The sequence below is a fragment of the Enterobacter chuandaensis genome, from assembly GCF_003594915.1.
Classification (GTDB): Bacteria; Pseudomonadota; Gammaproteobacteria; order Enterobacterales; family Enterobacteriaceae; genus Enterobacter; species Enterobacter chuandaensis.
In genome coordinates this window covers 194,688-214,714 of the sequence record NZ_QZCS01000005.1, presented here as the reverse complement: position 1 = coordinate 214,714, position 20,027 = coordinate 194,688, and the positions used below count along the sequence as shown (strand labels likewise).

The window sequence follows — 20,027 nt, the reverse complement described above, 5'->3', positions numbered from 1 at the left end:
GGAGAACTTTTTATGGCAGGTCATAGTAAGTGGGCCAACACCAAACACCGCAAAGCGGCACAGGATGCCAAGCGCGGTAAAATCTTTACCAAAATCATTCGCGAGCTGGTGACAGCGGCGCGTCTGGGCGGCGGCGATCCGGCTTCTAACCCGCGTCTGCGCGCGGCGGTGGATAAAGCCCTGTCTAACAACATGACGCGTGACACCCTGAACCGTGCGATCGCACGTGGCGTGGGCGGTGACGAAGACGCTAACATGGAAACCATCATTTATGAAGGTTACGGCCCTGGCGGTACTGCGGTGATGGTTGAGTGTCTGTCTGACAACCGTAACCGTACCGTTGCAGAAGTGCGCCACGCGTTCACCAAAACCGGTGGCAACCTGGGTACTGACGGTTCCGTAGCCTACCTGTTCAACAAAAAAGGCGTCATCTCCTTCGAGAAAGGCGACGAAGATGCGATCATGGAAGCGGCGCTGGAAGCCGGTGCGGAAGACGTAGTGACCTTCGACGACGGCGCTATCGACGTTTATACCGCCTGGGAAGAGATGGGTGCCGTGCGCGATGCGCTGGAAGCGGCGGGCCTGAAAGCGGATAACGCTGAAGTCTCCATGATCCCGTCCACCAAAGCGGACATGGATGCAGAAACGGCACCAAAACTGCTGCGTCTGATCGACATGCTCGAAGACTGCGACGACGTGCAGGAAGTGTATCACAACGGTGAAATCTCTGATGAGGTTGCAGCGACTCTCTGATGAGAGCCTGTAAACCGTTTACGGGAGACGCGTGATGTCGATTATCCTCGGGATTGACCCCGGCTCACGCGTCACCGGCTATGGCGTTATCCGTCAGGTTGGGCGCCAGCTAACCTACCTCGGCAGTGGATGCATTCGCACCAAAGTTGACGATCTGCCGTCGCGCCTGAAGCTGATTTATGCGGGCGTGTCGGAGATTATCACTCAGTTCCAGCCGGACTATTTCGCTATCGAGCAGGTCTTTATGGCGAAGAACGCGGACTCGGCGCTGAAGCTCGGTCAGGCGCGCGGCGTGGCGATTGTTGCCGCTGTGAACCAGGATCTGCCGGTATTCGAATACGCGGCACGTCAGGTTAAACAGACGGTGGTGGGCATTGGTAGCGCGGAGAAAAGCCAGGTGCAGCACATGGTGCGCACCCTGCTGAAGCTTCCCGCGAACCCGCAGGCCGACGCCGCCGATGCGCTGGCGATTGCGATTACCCACTGCCACGTCAGCCAGAACGCGATGCAAATGAGCGAGTCGCGGCTCAATCTGGCGCGAGGCAGGTTACGATAATCAGAAATCAGGCTGGATGTTTATCCAGCCTTTTTTTATTATGTCGGCAGTTAATTTCTTCCAGAACGCAGGAGCGTCACGTGATAGGCAGACTCAGAGGCATCATCATTGAAAAACAACCCCCGTTAGTGCTGCTGGAAGTGGGTGGCGTGGGCTATGAAGTCCATATGCCGATGACCTGCTTCTACGAGCTGCCGGACGCGGGAAAAGAGGCGATTGTCTTTACTCAGTTTGTGGTGCGTGAAGATGCTCAGCTGCTGTACGGTTTTAACAACAAGCAGGAACGCACCCTTTTCCGCGAGCTGATTAAAACCAACGGTGTGGGGCCGAAGCTGGCGCTGGCGATTCTGTCCGGCATGTCCGCTCCGCAGTTTGTGAATGCCGTTGAGCGCGAAGATCCCGCTGCGCTGGTTAAGCTTCCGGGCATCGGTAAAAAAACCGCAGAACGTTTGATCGTCGAAATGAAAGACCGCTTTAAAGGTCTGCATGGCGATCTGTTCACCCCGGCTGCTGATTTGGTACTGACCTCGCCAGGCGCCCCTGCGACCGATGATGATGCCGAGCAGGAAGCGGTTGCCGCGCTGGTGGCGCTGGGCTATAAACCTCAGGAGGCCAGCCGAATGGTGAGTAAAATTGCCAAACCGGACGCCAGCAGTGAAACCCTGATTCGTGAAGCGCTGCGCGCTGCATTGTGAGGTAAAGGATGATTGAAGCAGATCGCCTGGTATCGGCAGGCACCCTTCAGGCAGAGGACGTGGTGGATCGTGCGATCCGCCCGAAGCTGCTTGATGAGTATATCGGCCAGCCGCAGGTTCGTTCCCAGATGGAGATTTTCATCCAGGCGGCAAAGCTGCGCGGCGATGCGCTCGATCACCTGCTGATTTTTGGCCCGCCGGGGTTAGGTAAAACCACGCTGGCTAATATCGTCGCCAATGAAATGGGCGTCAACCTGCGTACCACTTCGGGCCCGGTGCTGGAGAAGGCGGGCGACCTTGCTGCGATGCTGACCAACCTCGAACCGCATGACGTGCTGTTTATCGACGAAATCCACCGCCTGTCGCCCATAGTGGAAGAGGTGCTCTATCCGGCGATGGAAGATTACCAGCTGGATATCATGATCGGCGAAGGCCCGGCCGCGCGCTCCATCAAAATCGATCTGCCGCCGTTTACCCTGATTGGCGCCACGACGCGTGCCGGATCGTTAACCTCTCCACTGCGCGATCGCTTCGGTATCGTTCAGCGTCTGGAGTTTTATCAGGTGCCTGACCTCCAGCATATCGTGGGCCGCAGCGCACGCTACATGGGGCTGGACATGAGCGAAGAGGGTGCATTTGAAGTGGCGAAGCGTTCGCGCGGAACGCCGCGTATTGCCAACCGCCTGCTGCGTCGCGTGCGTGACTTCGCTGAAGTGAAGCACGATGGCACTATTTCGGCAGAGATTGCCGCGCAGGCGCTGGATATGCTGAATGTCGATGCCGAGGGCTTTGACTATATGGACCGCAAGCTGCTGCTGGCGGTGCTGGATAAGTTCTTTGGTGGCCCGGTCGGGCTGGATAACCTGGCGGCGGCGATCGGCGAGGAACGCGAAACCATTGAGGACGTGCTGGAGCCGTATCTGATCCAGCAGGGCTTCCTGCAGCGCACGCCGCGTGGTCGAATGGCGACGGTGCGGGCGTGGAATCATTTCGGAATAACACCGCCAGCAATGCCGTAAATAATGCCGGGTGGCGGCTACGCCTTACCCGGCCTACGGAACGTTTTTGTAGCCCCGGTAAACGAAGCGCCACCGGGGACATACCCGCTACTGTGCGGTCTTCTTCATCATACTAAAAATAAACAGCACCGCCGCACTTAGCACCACCGACGGCCCCGCTGGCGTGTCATAAAACGCCGAGAAGGTTAACCCGCCCGTTACGGCAATCATCCCGATAATTACGGCAATACCCGCCATCTGCTCCGGCGTACGGGCAAAGCGACGTGCCGTGGCCGCAGGGATAATCAGCAGAGATGTAATAATCAGCGCGCCGACAAACTTCATTGCGACACCAATCGTTAACGCCGTCACCAGCATCAGCAGCAGCTTGACGCGCTGCAGCTTCACGCCGTCGACAAAGGCCAGATCCGGGCTGACGGTCATCGCCAGTAAATTCCGCCATTGCCACAGTAAAATGCCCAGCACCACCACCACGCCAGTAGCGATAGCGATGAGATCTTCAGGCGTGACGGCCAGCAGATCGCCGAACAGGTAGGCCATCAGATCCACGCGGATATTTGACATCAGGCTGACCACCACCAGACCCAGCGACAGGGCGCTGTGCGCCATGATGCCAAGCAGCGTATCAATCGCGAGGTGAGGGCGCTTCTCCAGCCAGACCAGACCGGCCGCCAGCAGCAGCGTGACCACAATCACCGCATAAAAGGGATTTACGTCCAGCAGCAGACCAAAAGCCACGCCCAGCAGCGACGCATGCGCCAGGGTATCACCGAAGTAAGACATTCTGCGCCACACCACAAACGAGCCGAGCGGGCCCGCGGCGCAGGCAAGCATAATCCCGGCCAGCCAGCCGGGCAGTAAAAGTTCAATCATGAGTGTCCATTTCCCCGACGCAGAACGATTCGTCCCTGCAAATCATGGCGGTGATTATGATGATGACGGTAGATGCCCAACTGTTCAGCGCCACGAGGGCCAAACATGGAGATAAATTCCGGGTGCATTGAGACCACTTCAGGCGTACCGGAACAGCAAATGTGATGGTTAAGGCACAGCACTTCGTCAGTTTTCGCCATCACCAGATGCAGGTCATGGGAGACCATCAGCACGGCGCAGTTCAGTTCGCGGCGCAGCTGGTCGATCAAATCATAAAGCGCGACCTGACCATTGACGTCAACGCCCTGGGTGGGTTCATCCAGCACCAGCAGTTGCGGGCTGCTCAATAGCGCACGGGCCAGCAAAACGCGCTGCGTCTCACCGCCGGACAGTTTCTGCAACGGCGCGTCGATAAGATGACCCGCCTGCACGCGCTTCAGTGCCGGGAGAATATCGGCTTTTCGTGTGCCGGGACGCAGGCGCAGAAAACGACTTACCGTCAGCGGCAGGGTGGCGTCCAGATGTAATTTTTGCGGCACATAGCCGATCCGCAATTTTTCCTCGCGCGTAATCACACCTTCGTCCGGTGTGACCAGACCCAGCACCACGCGTACCAGAGTGGATTTACCTGCGCCATTTGGGCCGAGCAGCGTTAAAATTTTGCCGGGCTTCAAATCCAGCGACACGTCAGAAAGGACGCGGCGCTGGCCAAAGGAGACCGAAATATTGTCGAGAGAAACCAGAGTCGTCATGTCAATTTAAGCTTGAAGAAGTCAACGAATGTTATAATATCACATTCCACGCATTCACTACGATGATCAGTCGCATTATGTTACATAAAAATACGCTTCTTTTCGCAGCATTATCCACCGCCCTTTGGGGAACAACCGCACAAGATGTTAACGCTGCTGTTGTCGCTTCGCTTAAACCGCTTGGATTCATCGCGTCGGCGATTGCCGACGGGGTAACAGAAACCCAGGTTCTGCTCCCGGACGGGGCTTCAGAGCATGACTACTCCCTGCGCCCGTCTGATGTAAAACGCTTACAAAACGCAGACTTAGTTGTCTGGATTGGTCCGGAGATGGAAGCCTTCATGCAGAAGTCGGCCAAACAGATTGCCGGTGAAAAACAGGTCGCGATTGCCGGGCTTCCCGGCGTGAAACCGCTGCTGATGAAAGGGGCGGATGATGACGGTGACGAACATGACCATCACGCTGCAGAGGGTGAAAAAGGTGATGGAGATCACCATCACGGCGAGTACAACATGCATCTCTGGCTATCCCCAGAGATAGCGCGGCTTTCAGCGGTTGCAATCCATGACAAATTAGTGGAACTTATGCCGCAAAGTCGAGCCAAACTAGACGCCAACCTGAAGGATTTTGAGGCACAATTAGCCGCAACCGATAAGCAGGTAGGTAATGAGCTCGCACCGTTGAAAGGAAAAGGGTATTTCGTTTTTCATGACGCCTACGGCTATTACGAAAAACACTACGGTCTGACCCCGCTTGGGTATTTTACCGTCAACCCTGAAATTCAACCTGGTGCGCAGCGTTTACATGAAATCAGAACACAGTTGGTTGAGCAGAAAGCGACATGCGTTTTTGCTGAGCCACAGTTCAGGCCAGCGGTCGTAGAAGCCGTGGCCAGGGGAACATCCGTGCGCATGGGAACCCTTGACCCGCTAGGTACGAATATCCAGTTGAGCAAAGCGAGCTATTCGCAGTTCCTCAGCCAACTGGCGAACCAGTATGCGAGCTGCCTGAAAGGAGATTAACGAGGAAGTGAATACGTGCAACAGATAGCCCGCTCTGTCGCCCTGGCATTTAACAATCTGCCTCGACCCCACCGCGTTATGCTGGGGTCGCTTACAGTTCTCACCTTAGCGGTCGCCGTCTGGCGGCCCTATGTGTACCACCCGAGTTCTGCCCCTATCATTAAAACCATTGAGCTTGAAAAGAGCGAGATCCGTTCTTTGCTACCTGAAGCCAGTGAGCCAATCGACCAGTCAGCCCAGGAAGACGAAGCTATCCCGCAGGATGAGCTGGACGATAAAACCGAGAACGAAGCAGGGATCCACGAATACGTTGTCTCTACCGGTGACACGCTGAGCAGCGTGCTGAACCAGTACGGTATCGACATGGGTAACATCAGCCAGCTGGCGGCGGCGGATAAAGACCTGCGTAACCTGAAAATAGGGCAGCAGCTCTCCTGGACATTAACGGCGGATGGCGATCTCCAGCGTTTGACCTGGGAAATGTCACGTCGCGAAACCCGCACCTACGACCGCACTGCAAACGGTTTCAAAATGACCAGTGAAATGCAGAAAGGCGACTGGGTTAACAGCGTGTTGAAAGGCACCGTGGGTGGAAGCTTTGTTTCCAGCGCCCGTGATGCGGGCCTGACCAGCGGTGAAATCAGCGCGGTAATCAAAGCCATGCAGTGGCAGATGGACTTCCGTAAGCTGAAGAAAGGCGACGAATTTTCCGTGCTGATGTCCCGCGAAATGCTGGACGGCAAGCGCGAGCAGAGCCAACTGCTGGGCGTACGTCTGCGATCTGAGGGCAAAGACTACTACGCCATTCGCGCTGAAGACGGCAAGTTCTATGACCGCAGCGGTACAGGCCTTGCGAAAGGCTTCCTGCGTTTCCCGACGGCTAAACAGTTCCGCGTTTCCTCTAACTTCAATCCGCGTCGTCTGAACCCGGTTACCGGGCGAGTTGCGCCTCACCGTGGCGTTGACTTCGCGATGCCGCAGGGCACGCCGGTGCTGTCGGTTGGCGATGGCGAAGTGGTGATGGCAAAACGCAGCGGCGCAGCGGGTTATTACGTTGCTATCCGTCACGGTCGCACCTACACCACCCGCTATATGCACCTGCGTAAGCTGCTGGTCAAACCGGGGCAGAAAGTGAAACGCGGCGACCGTATCGCGCTCTCCGGCAATACCGGACGTTCTACTGGACCACACCTGCACTATGAAGTGTGGATCAACCAGCAAGCCGTGAACCCGCTGACGGCGAAACTGCCGCGCACCGAAGGCCTGACAGGTAAAGATCGTTCTGATTACCTGGCGCAGGCGAAAGAGGTGATACCGCAGCTGAGCTTAAACTAAGCCTTCTGTTTTGTGAAAAAAGCCGGTGTCAGTATGCGCCGGCTTTTTCTTTTGTGCGTGGACGGCTGCCTCGCTACACTATTGAATAAATTTTTGCGTCACCAGACCCTGGAACCAGCATGGAAACAAAAAAAAATAATATTGAATACATTCCTGAGTTTGAAAAATCCTTCCGACATCCGCGCAACTGGGGCGCCTGGCTGGGCGTTTATACCTTCGCAGGGATCGCCATGCTGCCTGCCGCGCTGCGCGATCCCGTCCTGGGCAAAATAGGCCGTCTGGCCGGGCGGTTAGGTAAAAGCGCGCGTCGTCGTGCGCAGATCAATCTCTATTATTGTTTTCCTGAAAAAAGCGATGCCGAGCGTGAGGCGATCATCGACGCGATGTATACCACTGCCCCACAGGCGATGGCGATGATGGCGGAGCTGGCGCTGAAAGGGCCGGAAAAAATCATCGACCGCGTTGACTGGAAAGGGCTGGAAATCATTGATGAGATGCGCCGCAATGACGAGAAAGTCATTTTCCTCGTGCCGCACGGCTGGGGCGTGGATATCCCGGCGATGCTGATGGCATCGCAGGGGCAGAAAATGGCGGCGATGTTCCATAACCAGGGCAATAAAATCTATGATTTTGTCTGGAATACGGTACGTCGTCGTTTTGGCGGTCGCCTGCACGCGCGTAACGATGGTATAAAGCCGTTTATTCAGTCCGTACGTCAGGGGTACTGGGGCTACTATCTGCCGGATCAGGACCATGGGCCCGAGCACAGCGAGTTTGTCGACTTCTTTGCGACCTACAAAGCCACGCTTCCCGCGATTGGTCGCCTGATGAAGGTCTGCCGCGCACGCGTGATCCCACTTTTCCCGATTTATGACGGTAAAACGCATCGCCTGAGTATTGAAGTGCGTCCGCCTATGGATGACCTGCTGACCGCAGACGATCGCACCATTGCGCGTCGCATGAATGAAGAGGTGGAACTGCTGGTGGGGCCGCATACTGAACAGTACACGTGGATACTGAAGCTGCTGAAAACGCGTAAGCCAGGCGAAACCGAGCCCTACAAACGCAAAGAACTTTACCCGAGGAAATAAAAAAACAACCCCTAACCCTGTCCCTCTCCCCATCGGGGAGAGGGGATCGGATCTTACTCTACGGTCATTACGCGGGTGGTATTGGTTGAGCCGATGGTGCTCATTACATCACCCTGGGTCACAATGACGATATCACCGGATACCAGGTAACCTTTGTCGCGCAGCAGGTTTACGGCATCGTGCGCCGCGGCTACGCCGTCATTGGTGCTGTCGAAGTGTACCGGGGTAACACCGCGATACAGCGCCGTCAGGTTCAACGTGCGCTCGTGACGGGACATAGCGAAGATTGGCAGGCCAGAGCTGATACGGGAAGTCATCAGCGCGGTACGGCCGGATTCGGTCATGGTAATGATCGCCGTAACGCCTTTCAGGTGGTTAGCAGCGTACATGGCAGACATCGCAATCGCTTCTTCCACATTGTCGAACTGCACGTCCAGACGGTGTTTAGAGACGTTGATGCTTGGGATCTTCTCAGCGCCCAGACAGACGCGCGCCATCGCGGCCACGGTTTCTGCCGGATACTGGCCCGCCGCGGTTTCTGCAGACAGCATCACCGCATCGGTACCGTCCAGCACGGCGTTCGCGACGTCCATCACTTCCGCACGGGTTGGCATTGGGTTGGTGATCATGGATTCCATCATCTGGGTGGCGGTGATCACCGCGCGGTTCAGCTGACGCGCGCGACGGATCAGCGCTTTCTGGATACCGACCAGCTCAGGATCGCCGATTTCCACGCCCAGGTCACCGCGCGCAACCATTACCACGTCAGACGCCAGAATCACGTCGTCCATCGCATCCTGATCGCACACGGCTTCCGCACGTTCAACTTTGGCAACGATTTTGGCATCGCAGCCTGCGTCACGTGCCAGACGGCGCGCATAGTTCAGATCTTCGCCGCAGCGCGGGAAAGAGACGGCAAGGTAGTCGACGCCGATCAGCGCAGCCGTTACGATGTCCGCTTTGTCTTTATCGGTCAGCGCTTCCGCAGAGAGGCCGCCGCCCAGTTTGTTGATGCCTTTATTGTTGGAGAGCGGGCCGCCGACGGTGACTTCGGTGAACACTTTCATGCCCTGAACTTCCAGCACCTTCAGCTGTACGCGGCCGTCGTCGAGCAGCAGGATATCGCCAGGCACCACGTCAGCCGGCAGGCCTTTATAGTCGATCCCGACTTTCTCTTTATCGCCTTCACCTTTGCCCAGGTTGGCATCCAGCAGGAATTTGTCGCCGATATTGAGGAAAACTTTCCCCTCTTTAAAGGTCGATACGCGAATTTTAGGACCCTGCAGGTCACCAAGAATGGCAACGTGGCGGCCCAGTTTTGCTGCGATCTCACGCACTTTATCGGCACGTAATTTATGGTCTTCTGGCGTACCGTGTGAGAAGTTCATACGTACCACGTTGGCGCCAGCGGCGATAATCTTTTCGAGGTTATTATCGCGATCGGTGGCCGGGCCTAAGGTGGTGACGATCTTGGTTCTGCGAAGCCTTCTGGACATGTAATACTCCGTTGACTGAAACAACTTTGGTGTTGCGTGAACATTGAATCGGCCTTCATCTGCTGCAAGGCAGCAAAGAGGGGGCCGAATGCCGGAAATCGTTACATCTAATTATGGGTTACGTCTTCGTTATCTACTTTCAGGGAACATCGCTCTTTATAAGCAATTCTTTATCAAAACGCGATTCCTTCAGCGCTTCCTTGACTCGCTTCAAGTTATCTCGGAATTTTGCGCCCCGGCGTAAGGTAAAGCCGGTCGCCAGCACGTCGATTACCGTGAGCTGCGCCAGACGGGACACCATTGGCATATACATGTCGGTATCCTCAGGTACGTCCAGCGTAATGGCGAGGGTCGCCTCTCGCGCCAGCGGCGTGCCGGCGGTGGTGAGGGCGATCACCATGGCATCGTTTTCACGGGCCAGTTGCGCCAGCTCAACCTGACTTTTCGTGCGGCCAGTGTGCGAAATCAGTACCACGACGTCATCTTCACTGCAATTCATACAGCTCATGCGTTGCAGCACAATGTCATCTGAATAAATAACCGGCACGTTAAAGCGGAAGAATTTGTTCATGGCGTCGTGCGCCACGGCGGCTGACGAGCCAAGACCGAAGAAGGCAATGCGCTTGGCCTGGGTGAGCAAATCCACCGCGCGATTCACGGAACTCATATCCAGAGACTGGCGAACGTGGTCAAGCGTGGCCATGGCCGACTCAAATATTTTTGCCGTATAGGCATCTACGCTGTCGTCTTCATCCACATTGCGATTAACATAAGGGGTGCCGTTTGCCAGACTTTGTGCCAGATGCAGTTTAAAATCGGGAAAGCCGCGCGTTTCCAGGCTGCGGCAGAAGCGGTTGACCGTCGGTTCACTGACGCCCGCTTCCTGAGCCAGAGCGGCGATGCTTGAATGAATCGCCTGAGCGGGAGAGGCCAGAATGACTTCAGCCACTTTTCGCTCGGATTTGCTAAGGTGTTCCAGTTGAAACTGGATTTTTTCAAGCATGTTCATTGTTAACAGGGCGCTCATGGGGGTGGAAACGATTTCATTTATAGATGAAATCTTGATTCGATTTAGCCGATATTACCCCTGTGGCTTCCATAAAGGGTAACAGTCGACAAGATAATGTTGTTGTTTTTTTTCATTACTTGATCGATGTCGGGTTTTGCTATGACCCTGTTGCGCAAATTATCGACGGCTGTTGCGTCATTACTCCGCCGTAATTGGCTAAAGCGCGAAAATTCGCCGTATCGCACGAGACGATAAGCGCTAATGGTTTCGGGAATGACGTAAAAGCAGTACAGTGCATTGTAATAAAATTACAACGATACCTGGCAGAAGTACCAGGTGATCCAACTGAGGAGAATGACATGGCGGTAACGCAAACAGCCCAGGCATGTGACCTGGTCATTTTCGGCGCGAAAGGCGATCTTGCACGCCGGAAATTGCTGCCTTCCCTGTATCAACTGGAGAAAGCGGGCCAAATTCATCCGGATACCCGTATCCTGGGTGTTGGTCGCGCCGACTGGGACAAGGACGCTTATACCAAAGTCGTCCGCGAGGCGCTCGAAACTTTCATGAAGGAAAAAATTGATGAAAGTTTGTGGGATACCCTGAGCGGTCGTCTCGATTTCTGCAACCTGGACGTCAATGACGTCAGCGCATTTTCCCGCCTGGGTGCCATGCTGGATCAGAAAAATCGTGTCACCATCAACTATTTCGCTATGCCGCCAAGCACCTTCGGCGCCATCTGCAAAGGTTTGGGCGAAGCCAAACTGAACGCCAAACCGGCGCGCGTGGTGATGGAGAAGCCGCTGGGTACGTCGCTGGCAACCTCGCGTGAAATCAACGACCAGGTGGGCGAGTTCTTTGAAGAGTGCCAGGTCTACCGTATTGACCACTATCTGGGTAAAGAAACGGTACTGAACCTGCTGGCGCTGCGTTTCGCTAACTCCCTGTTTGTGAATAACTGGGACAACCGTACTATCGACCACGTGGAAATTACCGTGGCGGAAGAGGTGGGGATTGAAGGTCGCTGGGGTTACTTTGACCAGGCCGGCCAGATGCGCGACATGATTCAGAACCACCTGCTGCAAATTCTGTGCATGATTGCCATGTCTCCACCGTCTGACCTGACGGCTGACAGCATCCGCGACGCCAAAGTGAAAGTGCTGAAGTCGTTGCGCCGCATTGACCGCTCCAACGTGCGCGAGAAGACCGTTCGCGGTCAGTACACCGCCGGGTTTGCGCAAGGCAAAAAAGTGCCGGGCTACCTGGAAGAAGAGGGCGCGAACAAGTCCAGCAACACCGAGACCTTTGTGGCAATCCGCGTGGATATCGACGACTGGCGTTGGGCGGGTGTGCCTTTCTACCTGCGTACCGGTAAACGTCTGCCAGCCAAATGCTCTGAAGTTGTCGTTTACTTCAAAAACCCTGAGCTGAACCTGTTTAAAGAGTCCTGGCAGGAGCTGCCGCAGAACAAACTGACCATTCGTCTGCAGCCGGACGAAGGGGTGGATATCCAGATCCTGAACAAAGTGCCGGGCCTGGATCACAAGCACAACCTGCAGACCACCAAGCTGGATCTGAGCTACTCCGAAACCTTCAACCAGACGCACCTGGCCGATGCCTACGAGCGTCTGCTGCTGGAAACCATGCGCGGTATCCAGGCGCTGTTTGTGCGTCGCGATGAAGTGGAAGAGGCGTGGAAATGGGTCGACTCCATCACCGAAGCCTGGGCTGCCGATCAGGATGCGCCAAAACCGTATCAGGCGGGCACCTGGGGGCCTGTCGCCTCCGTGGCGATGATCACCCGTGATGGCCGCTCCTGGAACGAGTTTGAGTAAGATAATCCTCTAGCCCGAAGGTGTTATTTTACCGGTAACATGATCTAACACAGCTAGTGGCACAATTTTTATACTTTTAAGCTCCGCGTGGATTCACCCGCGGGGCTTTTTTTATTACACTGCCGGAAGTGATTTTGCCCCTGAGCTCCGGACAGCAAGCGTTTCAGCGTTGTTAACAACCGCCAGCGACTTTGTAAACTCCCGAGCCCGGACAGATAAATTAAAGGAGCTTTTATGAATCCTGTATTGTTACGCGTAACACAACGCATTATCGAGCGCTCGAAAGAGACCCGTTCGGCCTACCTCGCCCGCATTGAACAGGCGAAGAGCAACACCGTCCACCGATCTCAGCTGGCCTGCGGGAACCTGGCGCACGGCTTCGCTGCTTGCCAGCCCGATGATAAAGCCTCGCTGAAAAGCATGTTGCGTAACAATATCGCTATCATTACCTCCTATAACGATATGCTTTCCGCACACCAGCCGTATGAGGTTTATCCCAACATCATTCGCCAAGCGCTGCACAGCGTGAATGCCGTGGGGCAGGTGGCGGGCGGCGTCCCGGCCATGTGCGACGGCGTGACGCAGGGGCAGGACGGTATGGAGCTCTCGTTGCTGAGCCGGGAAGTGATTGCGATGTCTGCGGCGGTGGGGCTGTCACACAACATGTTTGATGGCGCGCTGTATCTCGGCGTGTGCGACAAGATTGTTCCGGGCCTGGTGATGGCGGCGCTGTCGTTTGGTCACCTGCCTGCGATCTTCGTGCCATCCGGCCCGATGGCCAGCGGTCTGCCGAACAAAGAAAAAGTGCGTATTCGCCAGTTGTATGCGGAAGGCAAAGCCGATCGTCAGGCGCTGCTGGAAGCCGAAGCCGCGTCCTACCATGCGCCAGGAACCTGTACGTTCTACGGTACGGCCAACACCAACCAGATGGTGGTGGAGTTTATGGGGATGCAGCTTCCGGGCTCATCCTTCATCCAGCCGGATGCGCCGCTGCGCCAGGCGCTGACCGAAGCGGCGGCTCGTCAGGTGACGCGTCTGACCGGAAACGGCAACGAATGGATGCCGATGGGCAAAATGGTCGATGAAAAAGTCATCGTCAACGGTATCGTTGCGCTGCTGGCGACCGGCGGTTCAACCAACCACACCATGCACCTGGTGGCGATGGCGCGTGCGGCGGGCATCCTGATCAACTGGGATGATTTCTCCGATATCTCCTCCGTGGTGCCGCTGATGGCGCGCCTGTACCCGAACGGCCCGGCTGATATCAACCACTTCCAGGCCGCGGGCGGCGTGCCGGTGCTGATGCGCGAGCTGCTGAAAGGCGGTCTGCTGCATGAGGATGTCAACACCGTAGCGGGCTTTGGCCTTAAGCGCTACACCCTGGAGCCGTGGCTGAACAACGGCGAGCTGGACTGGCGCGACGGGGCAAGCGCGTCTCTTGATGCGCAGGTAATTGCCACCTTCGACAAACCGTTCTCTCCTCACGGCGGCACCAAAGTACTGAGCGGCAACCTTGGTCGTGCGGTGATGAAGACCTCTGCCGTACCGGAAGAGAACCAGGTTATTGAGGCTCCGGCGGTGGTGTTTGAAAGCCAGCATGACGTGTTGCCCGCCTTTGACGCCGGTCTGCTTGATAAAGACTGTGTGGTGGTGGTGCGTCATCAGGGGCCAAAAGCGAACGGCATGCCAGAATTACATAAACTTATGCCACCACTTGGTGTATTATTGGACCGCCGTTTCAAAATTGCGTTAGTGACCGATGGACGCCTCTCCGGGGCATCCGGTAAAGTGCCTTCTGCCATCCACGTCACGCCGGAAGCCTACGACGGCGGTTTGCTGGCAAAAGTGCGCGACGGTGACATGATCCGCGTGAACGGCCAGACAGGTGAGTTAACCCTGCTGGTGGATGACGCCGAGCTGGCGGCACGTCAGCCCCATATTCCTGACCTGAGCGCATCGCGCGTGGGGACCGGACGCGAAATGTTCAGCGCGCTGCGTGAGAAACTCTCCGGTGCGGAGCAGGGCGCAACCTGTATTACGTTTTAAGACGACTTGATTTTAACGATCTGGCGAGAGAGAACTCTGATGAAAAACTGGAAAACAAGTGCAGAAGCAATCCTGACCACTGGCCCTGTCGTGCCGGTTATCGTGGTAAACAAGCTGGAGCACGCTGTGCCAATGGCGAAAGCGCTGGTTGCGGGCGGCGTTCGCGTTCTGGAAGTGACCCTGCGTACCGCCTGCGCAATGGATGCCATTCGCGCCATCGCTAAAGAAGTGCCGGACGCTATCATCGGTGCAGGTACCGTTCTCAACGCGCAGCAGCTGGCGGACGTGACCGAAGCGGGCGCACAGTTCGCTATCAGCCCGGGCCTGACCGAACCGCTGCTGAAAGCAGCAACCGAAGGCACTATTCCTCTCATCCCGGGTATCAGCACCGTTTCTGAGCTGATGCTGGGCATGGACTACGGTCTGAAAGAGTTCAAATTCTTCCCGGCTGAAGCGAACGGCGGCACCAAAGCGCTGCAGGCAATTGCGGGTCCATTCTCTCAGGTACGCTTCTGCCCGACGGGCGGTATCTCTCCGGCCAACTACCGTGACTACCTGGCGCTGAAAAGCGTGCTGTGCATCGGCGGTTCATGGCTGGTTCCGGCGGATGCGCTGGAAGCGGGCGACTGGGATCGCATCACGAAACTGGCTCGCGAAGCGGTTGAAGGCGCGAAGCAGTAACTCATTCTCAGCATGAAAAACGGGCCTTTCGGCCCGTTTTTTTTATCCTGCTACCTTAACGTTCGCAGCCGCCGCTTTTGCTCTTGCCACGGCTTCGTCAACGCTATCCCCGGTGGCTAACGCCACGCCCAGACGACGGGTGCCATCGATCTCCGGCTTGCCGAACAGACGGACCTGCAGGCCTGCGCCAACCGCACCTTCGACGTTATCAAACGTCACATTCTGGCTGGTCAGCTGCGGCAGGATCACCGCAGACGCCGCCGGGCCGTACTGACGGATGCCGCCAACCGGCAGCCCAAGGAAGGCGCGCACGTGCAGGGCGAACTCGGAGAGATCCTGCGAAATCAGCGTGACCATGCCGGTGTCATGCGGGCGCGGGGAGACTTCGCTGAAAATCACCTCGTCACCGCAGACGAACAGCTCCACGCCGAACAGGCCGTAACCGCCCAGGGCCAGAACGGTTTTACGGGCGATCTCCCGGGCACGCTCCAGCGCCAGGGCGCTCATCTGCTGCGGCTGCCAGGATTCGCGGTAATCGCCATCTTCCTGACGGTGACCGATCGGGTCGCAGAAATGGACGCCGTCCACGGCGCTGACGGTGAGCAGAGTGATTTCGAAATCAAACTTCACCACGCCTTCGACAATGACGCGACCGGCCCCGGCACGGCCACCCTGTTGCGCATAATCCCATGCGCTGTCCAGCGTGCTGCTGTCGCGGATAAAGCTTTGCCCTTTTCCGGAAGAGCTCATCACCGGCTTAATGATGCACGGGTAGCCAATCTCTTCAACGGCCTGCAGGAATGCGGCTTTATCGCCCGCAAAACGGTAGCCTGAGGTGGGCAGTCCCAGCTCTTCTGCTGCCAGGCGGCGAATGCCTTCACGGTTCATGGTCAGTTTTGCCGCTTTGGCACAGGGCACCACGCGCTGGCCTTCCTGCTCAAGGGCGATCAGCGTATCGGTTGCGATAGCTTCAATTTCCGGCACAACAAAATCCGGTTTCTCCTGTGCAATGAGCGTACGCAGGGCATCACCGTCCAGCATGTTAATCACATAAGAACGATGGGCAACGTGCATGGCGGGCGCGTCGGCGTAGCGGTCTACGGCAATCACTTCCACACCTAAACGCTGGCACTCAATGGCAACTTCTTTACCCAGCTCGCCCGATCCCAACAGCATCACGCGCGTCGCCGCAGGGCGCAGCGCGGTTCCTAAACGAGTCATAACATTCCCCCTGAAAAAGATGCGCGCAGTATAAACGAAAACGTTTGCGTCTGTCTTGCGCAGGGCAAATGGGTGGATAAGAAATTTGCGCTTCTTTAGGCTTGATGGACATTTCCTGACGCCTGCTCGCTTACGCTGGGTAACATGTTAACCGTTAAGTGAGGGAAACCATGTCAGGCTTGTTAAATCAACTGCAATCCATGTTAGGGCAGAAAACGTCAGGTTCCGGCGACCAGGGGCTGAGCAAGCTGCTGGTGCCGGGGGCGCTCGGTGGGCTGGCAGGGCTGCTGGTTGCCAATAAATCCTCACGCAAGCTTCTGGCGAAGTACGGTACCGGCGCGCTGCTGGCCGGGGGCGGCGCTATCGCCGGCACCGTGCTGTGGAACAAATATAAGGACAAGGTGCGGGCAGCGCACCGCGATGAACCCCACTTTGGGGAGGAGACTTCGCCGCTGGACCTGCGCACGGAGCGGCTCATCCTGGCGCTGGTGTTTGCCGCGAAAAGCGACGGGCACATTGATGATAATGAAAGAGCGGCTATCGAACAGCAGCTGCGCGAGGCGGGTGTTGAAGAGCAGGGCAGAACGCTGGTGGCGCAGGCCATTGAGCAGCCGCTCGATCCGCAGCGTCTGGCACTGAGCGTGAAAAATGAGGAAGAGGCGCTGGAGCTCTATTTCCTTAGCTGTGCCGCCATAGATATCGATCACTTTATGGAGCGCAGCTATCTCAACGCCCTCGGCGACGCGCTGAAGATCCCTCAGGATGTGCGCGAGGGGATAGAAAAAGATATCCGGGAGCAAAAACAGGCGCTACAGGGCTAACTCGCGCCCTCATGGTCATGTTTCGCTTGCATCATGCGTGGGTTTTGCCAACCTTATAGGGTGTAAAACTCAAAAGAATGATGACATGCCACCGAAAGCCCGACGTACTCCTTATGCGATCACCACGCATGGCGATACGCGTATAGACAACTATTACTGGCTGCGGGACGATTCACGTTCCCGGCCAGAGGTGCTCGACTACCTGCACGAGGAAAATGACTATGGCCGCAGGGTCATGGCCAGCCAGCAGGCGCTTCAGGACCAGCTGCTGAATGAAATGGTGCAGCGTATTCCACAACGCGACATCTCCGCGCCCTGGACCAAAAACGGCTATCGCTATCGCCATATTTACGAGCCCGGCAATGAGTACCCGATTTATCAACGACAGTCGGTATTAAGCGCCGAGTGGGATGAATGGGACATTCTGCTGGATGCTAACCAGCGTGCAGCTCACAGCGAGTTTTATACCCTGGGCGGTATGTCCATCTCTCCGGACAATATCATTATGGCGCTGGCGGAGGATTATCTCTCCCGTCGCCAGTACGGCCTGCGTTTTCGCAATCTGGAAACCGGCAACTGGTATCCGGAAATGCTGGAAAACGTCTCCCCGGATTTCGTCTGGGCGAACGATTCTGAGACGGTCTACTACGTTAAAAAGCACGCCTCCACGCTGCTGCCTTATCAGGTGTGGCGCCATACCGTAGGCACGGACTCTGCCGATGACGAGCTGGTTTATGAAGAGAAGGATGAAACGTTTTATGTCAGCCTGCATAAAACTTCCTCGCGTCACTATGTGATTATCTTTCTGGCCAGCGCCACCACCTCTGAAGTCTTGCTGCTGGATGCCGAACTGCCTGATGCCCAGCCGCTCTGCTTCCTGCCGCGTCGCAAAGATCACGAGTACAGTCTGGATCACTTCCAGCACAGCTTTTATCTGCGCTCGAATCGCGAGGGCAAAAACTTCGGCCTCTACAAAACCAAAGTGCGCGACGAGCGCAAGTGGGAGGTGCTCATTCCCGCGCGGGATCAGGTAATGCTGGAAGGGTTCACGCTGTTTACCGACTGGCTGGTGGTGGAGGAGCGCCAGCGGGGGCTGACCAGTATCCGGCAAATCAACCGTAAAACGCGCGAGGTGATAGGGATAGCATTCGACGATCCGGCCTACGTCACGTGGATCGGCTTCAATCCTGAACCTGAATCGTCCCGGCTGCGCTACGGTTACTCGTCGATGACCACGCCGGATACGCTCTTCGAGCTGGATATGGACACCGGGCAGCGCCAGGTGCTTAAGCAAACCGAAGTGAAGGGCTTTGATTCCGACAATTACCGCAGCGAGCACCTGTGGGTCACCGCGCGCGATGGCGTGGAGGTGCCGGTTTCACTCGTTTATCACAAGGCACATTTCCAGAAGGGGAAAAATCCGATCCTGGTCTACGGCTACGGCTCCTATGGCTCCAGCATGGATGCCGACTTCAGCAGCAGCAGATTAAGCCTGCTCGACCGCGGCTTTGTTTTCGCCATTGCCCATATTCGCGGCGGCGGCGAGCTGGGGCAGCACTGGTATGAAGACGGTAAATTCCTGAAAAAGAAAAATACCTTCAACGACTATCTCGACGTCTGCGATGCGCTGATTGAACAAGGCTATGGCGATCCGCAGCTCTGCTTTGGCATGGGCGGCAGCGCGGGCGGAATGCTGATGGGGGCCGTCATCAACCAGCGCCCGGATCGCTTTAAGGGCATTGTTGCGCAGGTTCCGTTTGTTGATGTGGTTACCACCATGCTCGATGAGTCCATTCCGCTGACGACCGGGGAGTTCGAAGAGTGGGGTAACCCGCAGGACGAAACCTATTATCGCTATATGAAAGAGTACAGCCCGTATGACAACGTGGAAGCGAAAGCGTACCCGCACATGCTGGTCACCACCGGATTGCACGATTCACAGGTGCAATACTGGGAACCGGCTAAGTGGGTGGCAAAACTGCGAGAACTAAAGACCGATGATAACCTGTTGCTGCTCTGTACCGATATGGACTCCGGACACGGGGGGAAATCGGGGCGATTCAAATCCTACGAAGGGGTGGCGCTGGAGTATGCCTTTTTGATCGGCCTGGCGCAGGACACATTGCCAGGCCGTACTGAGCGTTAAGCTTCGCCCAGGTAATGTTTCAGGGTCAAGCGCAGCTCCGGGCTCATCTTGTCGAGGTTATTATACAGCCAGCGCAGATAGCCCGGATCTTTATCCGCGATATCCGATACCGCTTTCCCGCGGTATTTGCCGAAGGTGAACGTCGTCAGCAGCGCAGGGCGCCCGGTGATCGTTGCCATATCATCAGGCGTCCAGCCGGAGGTATTCATAATGTCTATGAGCAGCGCGGCGGTGATATAGCAGTCATACAGGGCGCGGTGATGGTGCAGACCTTCCGGCGTCCTGACGCTGAGCTTGCGGGATTTATACAGCGCCATGTTGCTGTATTTGATCCCAGGCCAGAGGCGGCGCGCCAGCTTCATGGTGCAAATCCACTCCCCGGGCATTTCAGGAAGTACCCGACGGTCAAAGCTGGCGTTGTGTGCAACGTACCATGGGCTGCCATAGTAGTGCGGGATAACGTCTTCTATCCAGGGTTTATCCGCCACCATTGATTCTGTGATGCGATGGATAGCCATGGCCTGTGGGCTAATCGGGCGATCGGGGCGCACCAGATGGCTCATCGGGTTGACGATTTTACCGTCAACCACGTCGACCGAGGCCACTTCCACAATTCCGCCCTGAAGATCGCAAGTTTCGGTATCAATGACGCGCAGCATTAAAATCTCCTGAGCTT

18 protein-coding genes are annotated in these 20,027 nt (G+C 56.4%); 12 read left to right on the top strand and 6 right to left on the bottom strand.

Annotated features, from left to right (window positions below):
* The first annotated feature begins 12 nt into the window (after positions 1–12).
* The 4 genes from D5066_RS10585 to ruvB all read left to right on the top strand — a co-directional run bounded on the left by D5066_RS10585 (position 13) and on the right by ruvB (position 3,023).
* Positions 13–753, top strand: coding sequence for a YebC/PmpR family DNA-binding transcriptional regulator (locus tag D5066_RS10585; RefSeq protein ID WP_119915913.1), 741 nt, complete (start codon positions 13–15; stop codon positions 751–753).
* Positions 754–787: 34 nt separating this feature from the next.
* On the top strand, positions 788–1,309 hold the full coding sequence (gene ruvC, locus D5066_RS10580) for a crossover junction endodeoxyribonuclease RuvC (RefSeq protein WP_003859749.1): 522 nt from the start codon (positions 788–790) through the stop codon (positions 1,307–1,309).
* A gap of 80 nt (positions 1,310–1,389) precedes the next feature.
* The gene (gene ruvA / locus D5066_RS10575) at positions 1,390–2,004 is read left to right on the top strand and encodes a Holliday junction branch migration protein RuvA (RefSeq protein ID WP_080329466.1); all 615 of its coding nucleotides are present in this window, start codon (positions 1,390–1,392) and stop codon (positions 2,002–2,004) included.
* Between the two features lie 8 nt (positions 2,005–2,012).
* Positions 2,013–3,023 (top strand): Holliday junction branch migration DNA helicase RuvB, encoded by a 1,011-nt coding sequence (gene ruvB / locus D5066_RS10570; RefSeq protein ID WP_061097874.1) that lies wholly within the window; start codon positions 2,013–2,015, stop codon positions 3,021–3,023.
* An 87-nt stretch (positions 3,024–3,110) separates the two neighbouring features.
* Here ruvB and znuB read toward each other — a convergent pair whose 3' ends face one another.
* Positions 3,111–3,896: a zinc ABC transporter permease subunit ZnuB gene (znuB, locus tag D5066_RS10565; RefSeq protein ID WP_119915912.1), complete on the bottom strand. Its 786-nt coding sequence runs from the start codon at positions 3,894–3,896 to the stop codon at positions 3,111–3,113.
* Entirely contained in the window at positions 3,893–4,648 is a 756-nt protein-coding gene (znuC, locus tag D5066_RS10560) for a zinc ABC transporter ATP-binding protein ZnuC (protein WP_014884314.1), read from the bottom strand. Before znuC ends, znuB begins: the two co-directional genes overlap by 4 nt.
* Positions 4,649–4,725: 77 nt before the next feature.
* On the opposite strand from znuC, the gene znuA reads away from it, so the two are divergent.
* From znuA to lpxM, 3 genes are all read left to right on the top strand, one after another.
* Positions 4,726–5,670, top strand: coding sequence for a zinc ABC transporter substrate-binding protein ZnuA (znuA, locus tag D5066_RS10555; protein WP_133300909.1), 945 nt, complete (start codon positions 4,726–4,728; stop codon positions 5,668–5,670).
* A 15-nt stretch (positions 5,671–5,685) separates the two neighbouring features.
* Complete coding sequence (mepM, locus tag D5066_RS10550) at positions 5,686–7,005, top strand: murein DD-endopeptidase MepM (RefSeq protein ID WP_080329462.1); 1,320 nt, start codon at positions 5,686–5,688, stop codon at positions 7,003–7,005.
* Positions 7,006–7,124: 119 nt separating this feature from the next.
* Positions 7,125–8,096, top strand: a complete 972-nt coding sequence (gene lpxM, locus D5066_RS10545; protein WP_119915910.1) for a lauroyl-Kdo(2)-lipid IV(A) myristoyltransferase — start codon at positions 7,125–7,127, stop codon at positions 8,094–8,096.
* 53 nt (positions 8,097–8,149) lie between these two features.
* Here the strand turns inward: lpxM and pyk are convergent, their stop codons facing one another.
* Both pyk and D5066_RS10535 read right to left on the bottom strand, forming a co-directional pair.
* Entirely contained in the window at positions 8,150–9,592 is a 1,443-nt protein-coding gene (gene pyk, locus D5066_RS10540) for a pyruvate kinase (protein ID WP_008500455.1), read from the bottom strand.
* 139 nt (positions 9,593–9,731) lie between these two features.
* Positions 9,732–10,601: a MurR/RpiR family transcriptional regulator gene (locus D5066_RS10535; protein ID WP_080329715.1), complete on the bottom strand. Its 870-nt coding sequence runs from the start codon at positions 10,599–10,601 to the stop codon at positions 9,732–9,734.
* 359 nt (positions 10,602–10,960) lie between these two features.
* Between D5066_RS10535 and zwf the strand changes: the two genes are divergently transcribed.
* The 3 genes from zwf to kdgA all read left to right on the top strand — a co-directional run bounded on the left by zwf (position 10,961) and on the right by kdgA (position 15,163).
* The gene (gene zwf, locus D5066_RS10530; RefSeq protein ID WP_025756917.1) at positions 10,961–12,436 is read left to right on the top strand and encodes a glucose-6-phosphate dehydrogenase; all 1,476 of its coding nucleotides are present in this window, start codon (positions 10,961–10,963) and stop codon (positions 12,434–12,436) included.
* Positions 12,437–12,670: 234 nt separating this feature from the next.
* Positions 12,671–14,482: a phosphogluconate dehydratase gene (edd, locus tag D5066_RS10525; protein ID WP_119915909.1), complete on the top strand. Its 1,812-nt coding sequence runs from the start codon at positions 12,671–12,673 to the stop codon at positions 14,480–14,482.
* 39 nt (positions 14,483–14,521) lie between these two features.
* On the top strand, positions 14,522–15,163 hold the full coding sequence (gene kdgA / locus D5066_RS10520) for a bifunctional 4-hydroxy-2-oxoglutarate aldolase/2-dehydro-3-deoxy-phosphogluconate aldolase (RefSeq protein WP_006176036.1): 642 nt from the start codon (positions 14,522–14,524) through the stop codon (positions 15,161–15,163).
* A gap of 42 nt (positions 15,164–15,205) precedes the next feature.
* Here kdgA and purT read toward each other — a convergent pair whose 3' ends face one another.
* A complete protein-coding gene (gene purT / locus D5066_RS10515; RefSeq protein WP_119915908.1) occupies positions 15,206–16,384 on the bottom strand; it encodes a formate-dependent phosphoribosylglycinamide formyltransferase in 1,179 nt (392 codons plus the stop codon).
* Positions 16,385–16,554: 170 nt separating this feature from the next.
* Here purT and D5066_RS10510 point away from each other — a divergent pair, with 170 nt between their 5' ends.
* Positions 16,555–17,205: a tellurite resistance TerB family protein gene (locus tag D5066_RS10510; RefSeq protein ID WP_119915907.1), complete on the top strand. Its 651-nt coding sequence runs from the start codon at positions 16,555–16,557 to the stop codon at positions 17,203–17,205.
* 85 nt (positions 17,206–17,290) lie between these two features.
* The gene (ptrB, locus tag D5066_RS10505; protein WP_119915906.1) at positions 17,291–19,351 is read left to right on the top strand and encodes an oligopeptidase B; all 2,061 of its coding nucleotides are present in this window, start codon (positions 17,291–17,293) and stop codon (positions 19,349–19,351) included.
* Here the strand turns inward: ptrB and exoX are convergent.
* On the bottom strand, positions 19,348–20,010 hold the full coding sequence (gene exoX / locus D5066_RS10500; protein ID WP_119915905.1) for an exodeoxyribonuclease X: 663 nt from the start codon (positions 20,008–20,010) through the stop codon (positions 19,348–19,350). The two genes, ptrB and exoX, sit on opposite strands and share 4 nt — an antisense overlap.
* Between the last annotated feature and the right edge of the window lie 17 nt (positions 20,011–20,027).

Bases quoted from the DNA above. Each gene is read 5' to 3' on its own strand.
- D5066_RS10585 (WP_119915913.1), top strand. From the start codon at position 13: ATGGCAGGTCATAGTAAGTGGGCCAACACCAAACACCGCAAAGCGGCA.
- ruvC (WP_003859749.1), top strand. From the start codon at position 788: ATGTCGATTATCCTCGGGATTGACCCCGGCTCACGCGTCACCGGCTAT.
- ruvB (WP_061097874.1), top strand. From the start codon at position 2,013: ATGATTGAAGCAGATCGCCTGGTATCGGCAGGCACCCTTCAGGCAGAG.
- znuB (WP_119915912.1), bottom strand. From the start codon at position 3,896: ATGATTGAACTTTTACTGCCCGGCTGGCTGGCCGGGATTATGCTTGCC.
- znuC (WP_014884314.1), bottom strand. From the start codon at position 4,648: ATGACGACTCTGGTTTCTCTCGACAATATTTCGGTCTCCTTTGGCCAG.
- znuA (WP_133300909.1), top strand. From the start codon at position 4,726: ATGTTACATAAAAATACGCTTCTTTTCGCAGCATTATCCACCGCCCTT.
- lpxM (WP_119915910.1), top strand. From the start codon at position 7,125: ATGGAAACAAAAAAAAATAATATTGAATACATTCCTGAGTTTGAAAAA.
- pyk (WP_008500455.1), bottom strand. From the start codon at position 9,592: ATGTCCAGAAGGCTTCGCAGAACCAAGATCGTCACCACCTTAGGCCCG.
- D5066_RS10535 (WP_080329715.1), bottom strand. From the start codon at position 10,601: ATGAACATGCTTGAAAAAATCCAGTTTCAACTGGAACACCTTAGCAAA.
- zwf (WP_025756917.1), top strand. From the start codon at position 10,961: ATGGCGGTAACGCAAACAGCCCAGGCATGTGACCTGGTCATTTTCGGC.
- edd (WP_119915909.1), top strand. From the start codon at position 12,671: ATGAATCCTGTATTGTTACGCGTAACACAACGCATTATCGAGCGCTCG.
- kdgA (WP_006176036.1), top strand. From the start codon at position 14,522: ATGAAAAACTGGAAAACAAGTGCAGAAGCAATCCTGACCACTGGCCCT.
- purT (WP_119915908.1), bottom strand. From the start codon at position 16,384: ATGACTCGTTTAGGAACCGCGCTGCGCCCTGCGGCGACGCGCGTGATG.
- D5066_RS10510 (WP_119915907.1), top strand. From the start codon at position 16,555: ATGTCAGGCTTGTTAAATCAACTGCAATCCATGTTAGGGCAGAAAACG.
- ptrB (WP_119915906.1), top strand. From the start codon at position 17,291: ATGCCACCGAAAGCCCGACGTACTCCTTATGCGATCACCACGCATGGC.
- exoX (WP_119915905.1), bottom strand. From the start codon at position 20,010: ATGCTGCGCGTCATTGATACCGAAACTTGCGATCTTCAGGGCGGAATT.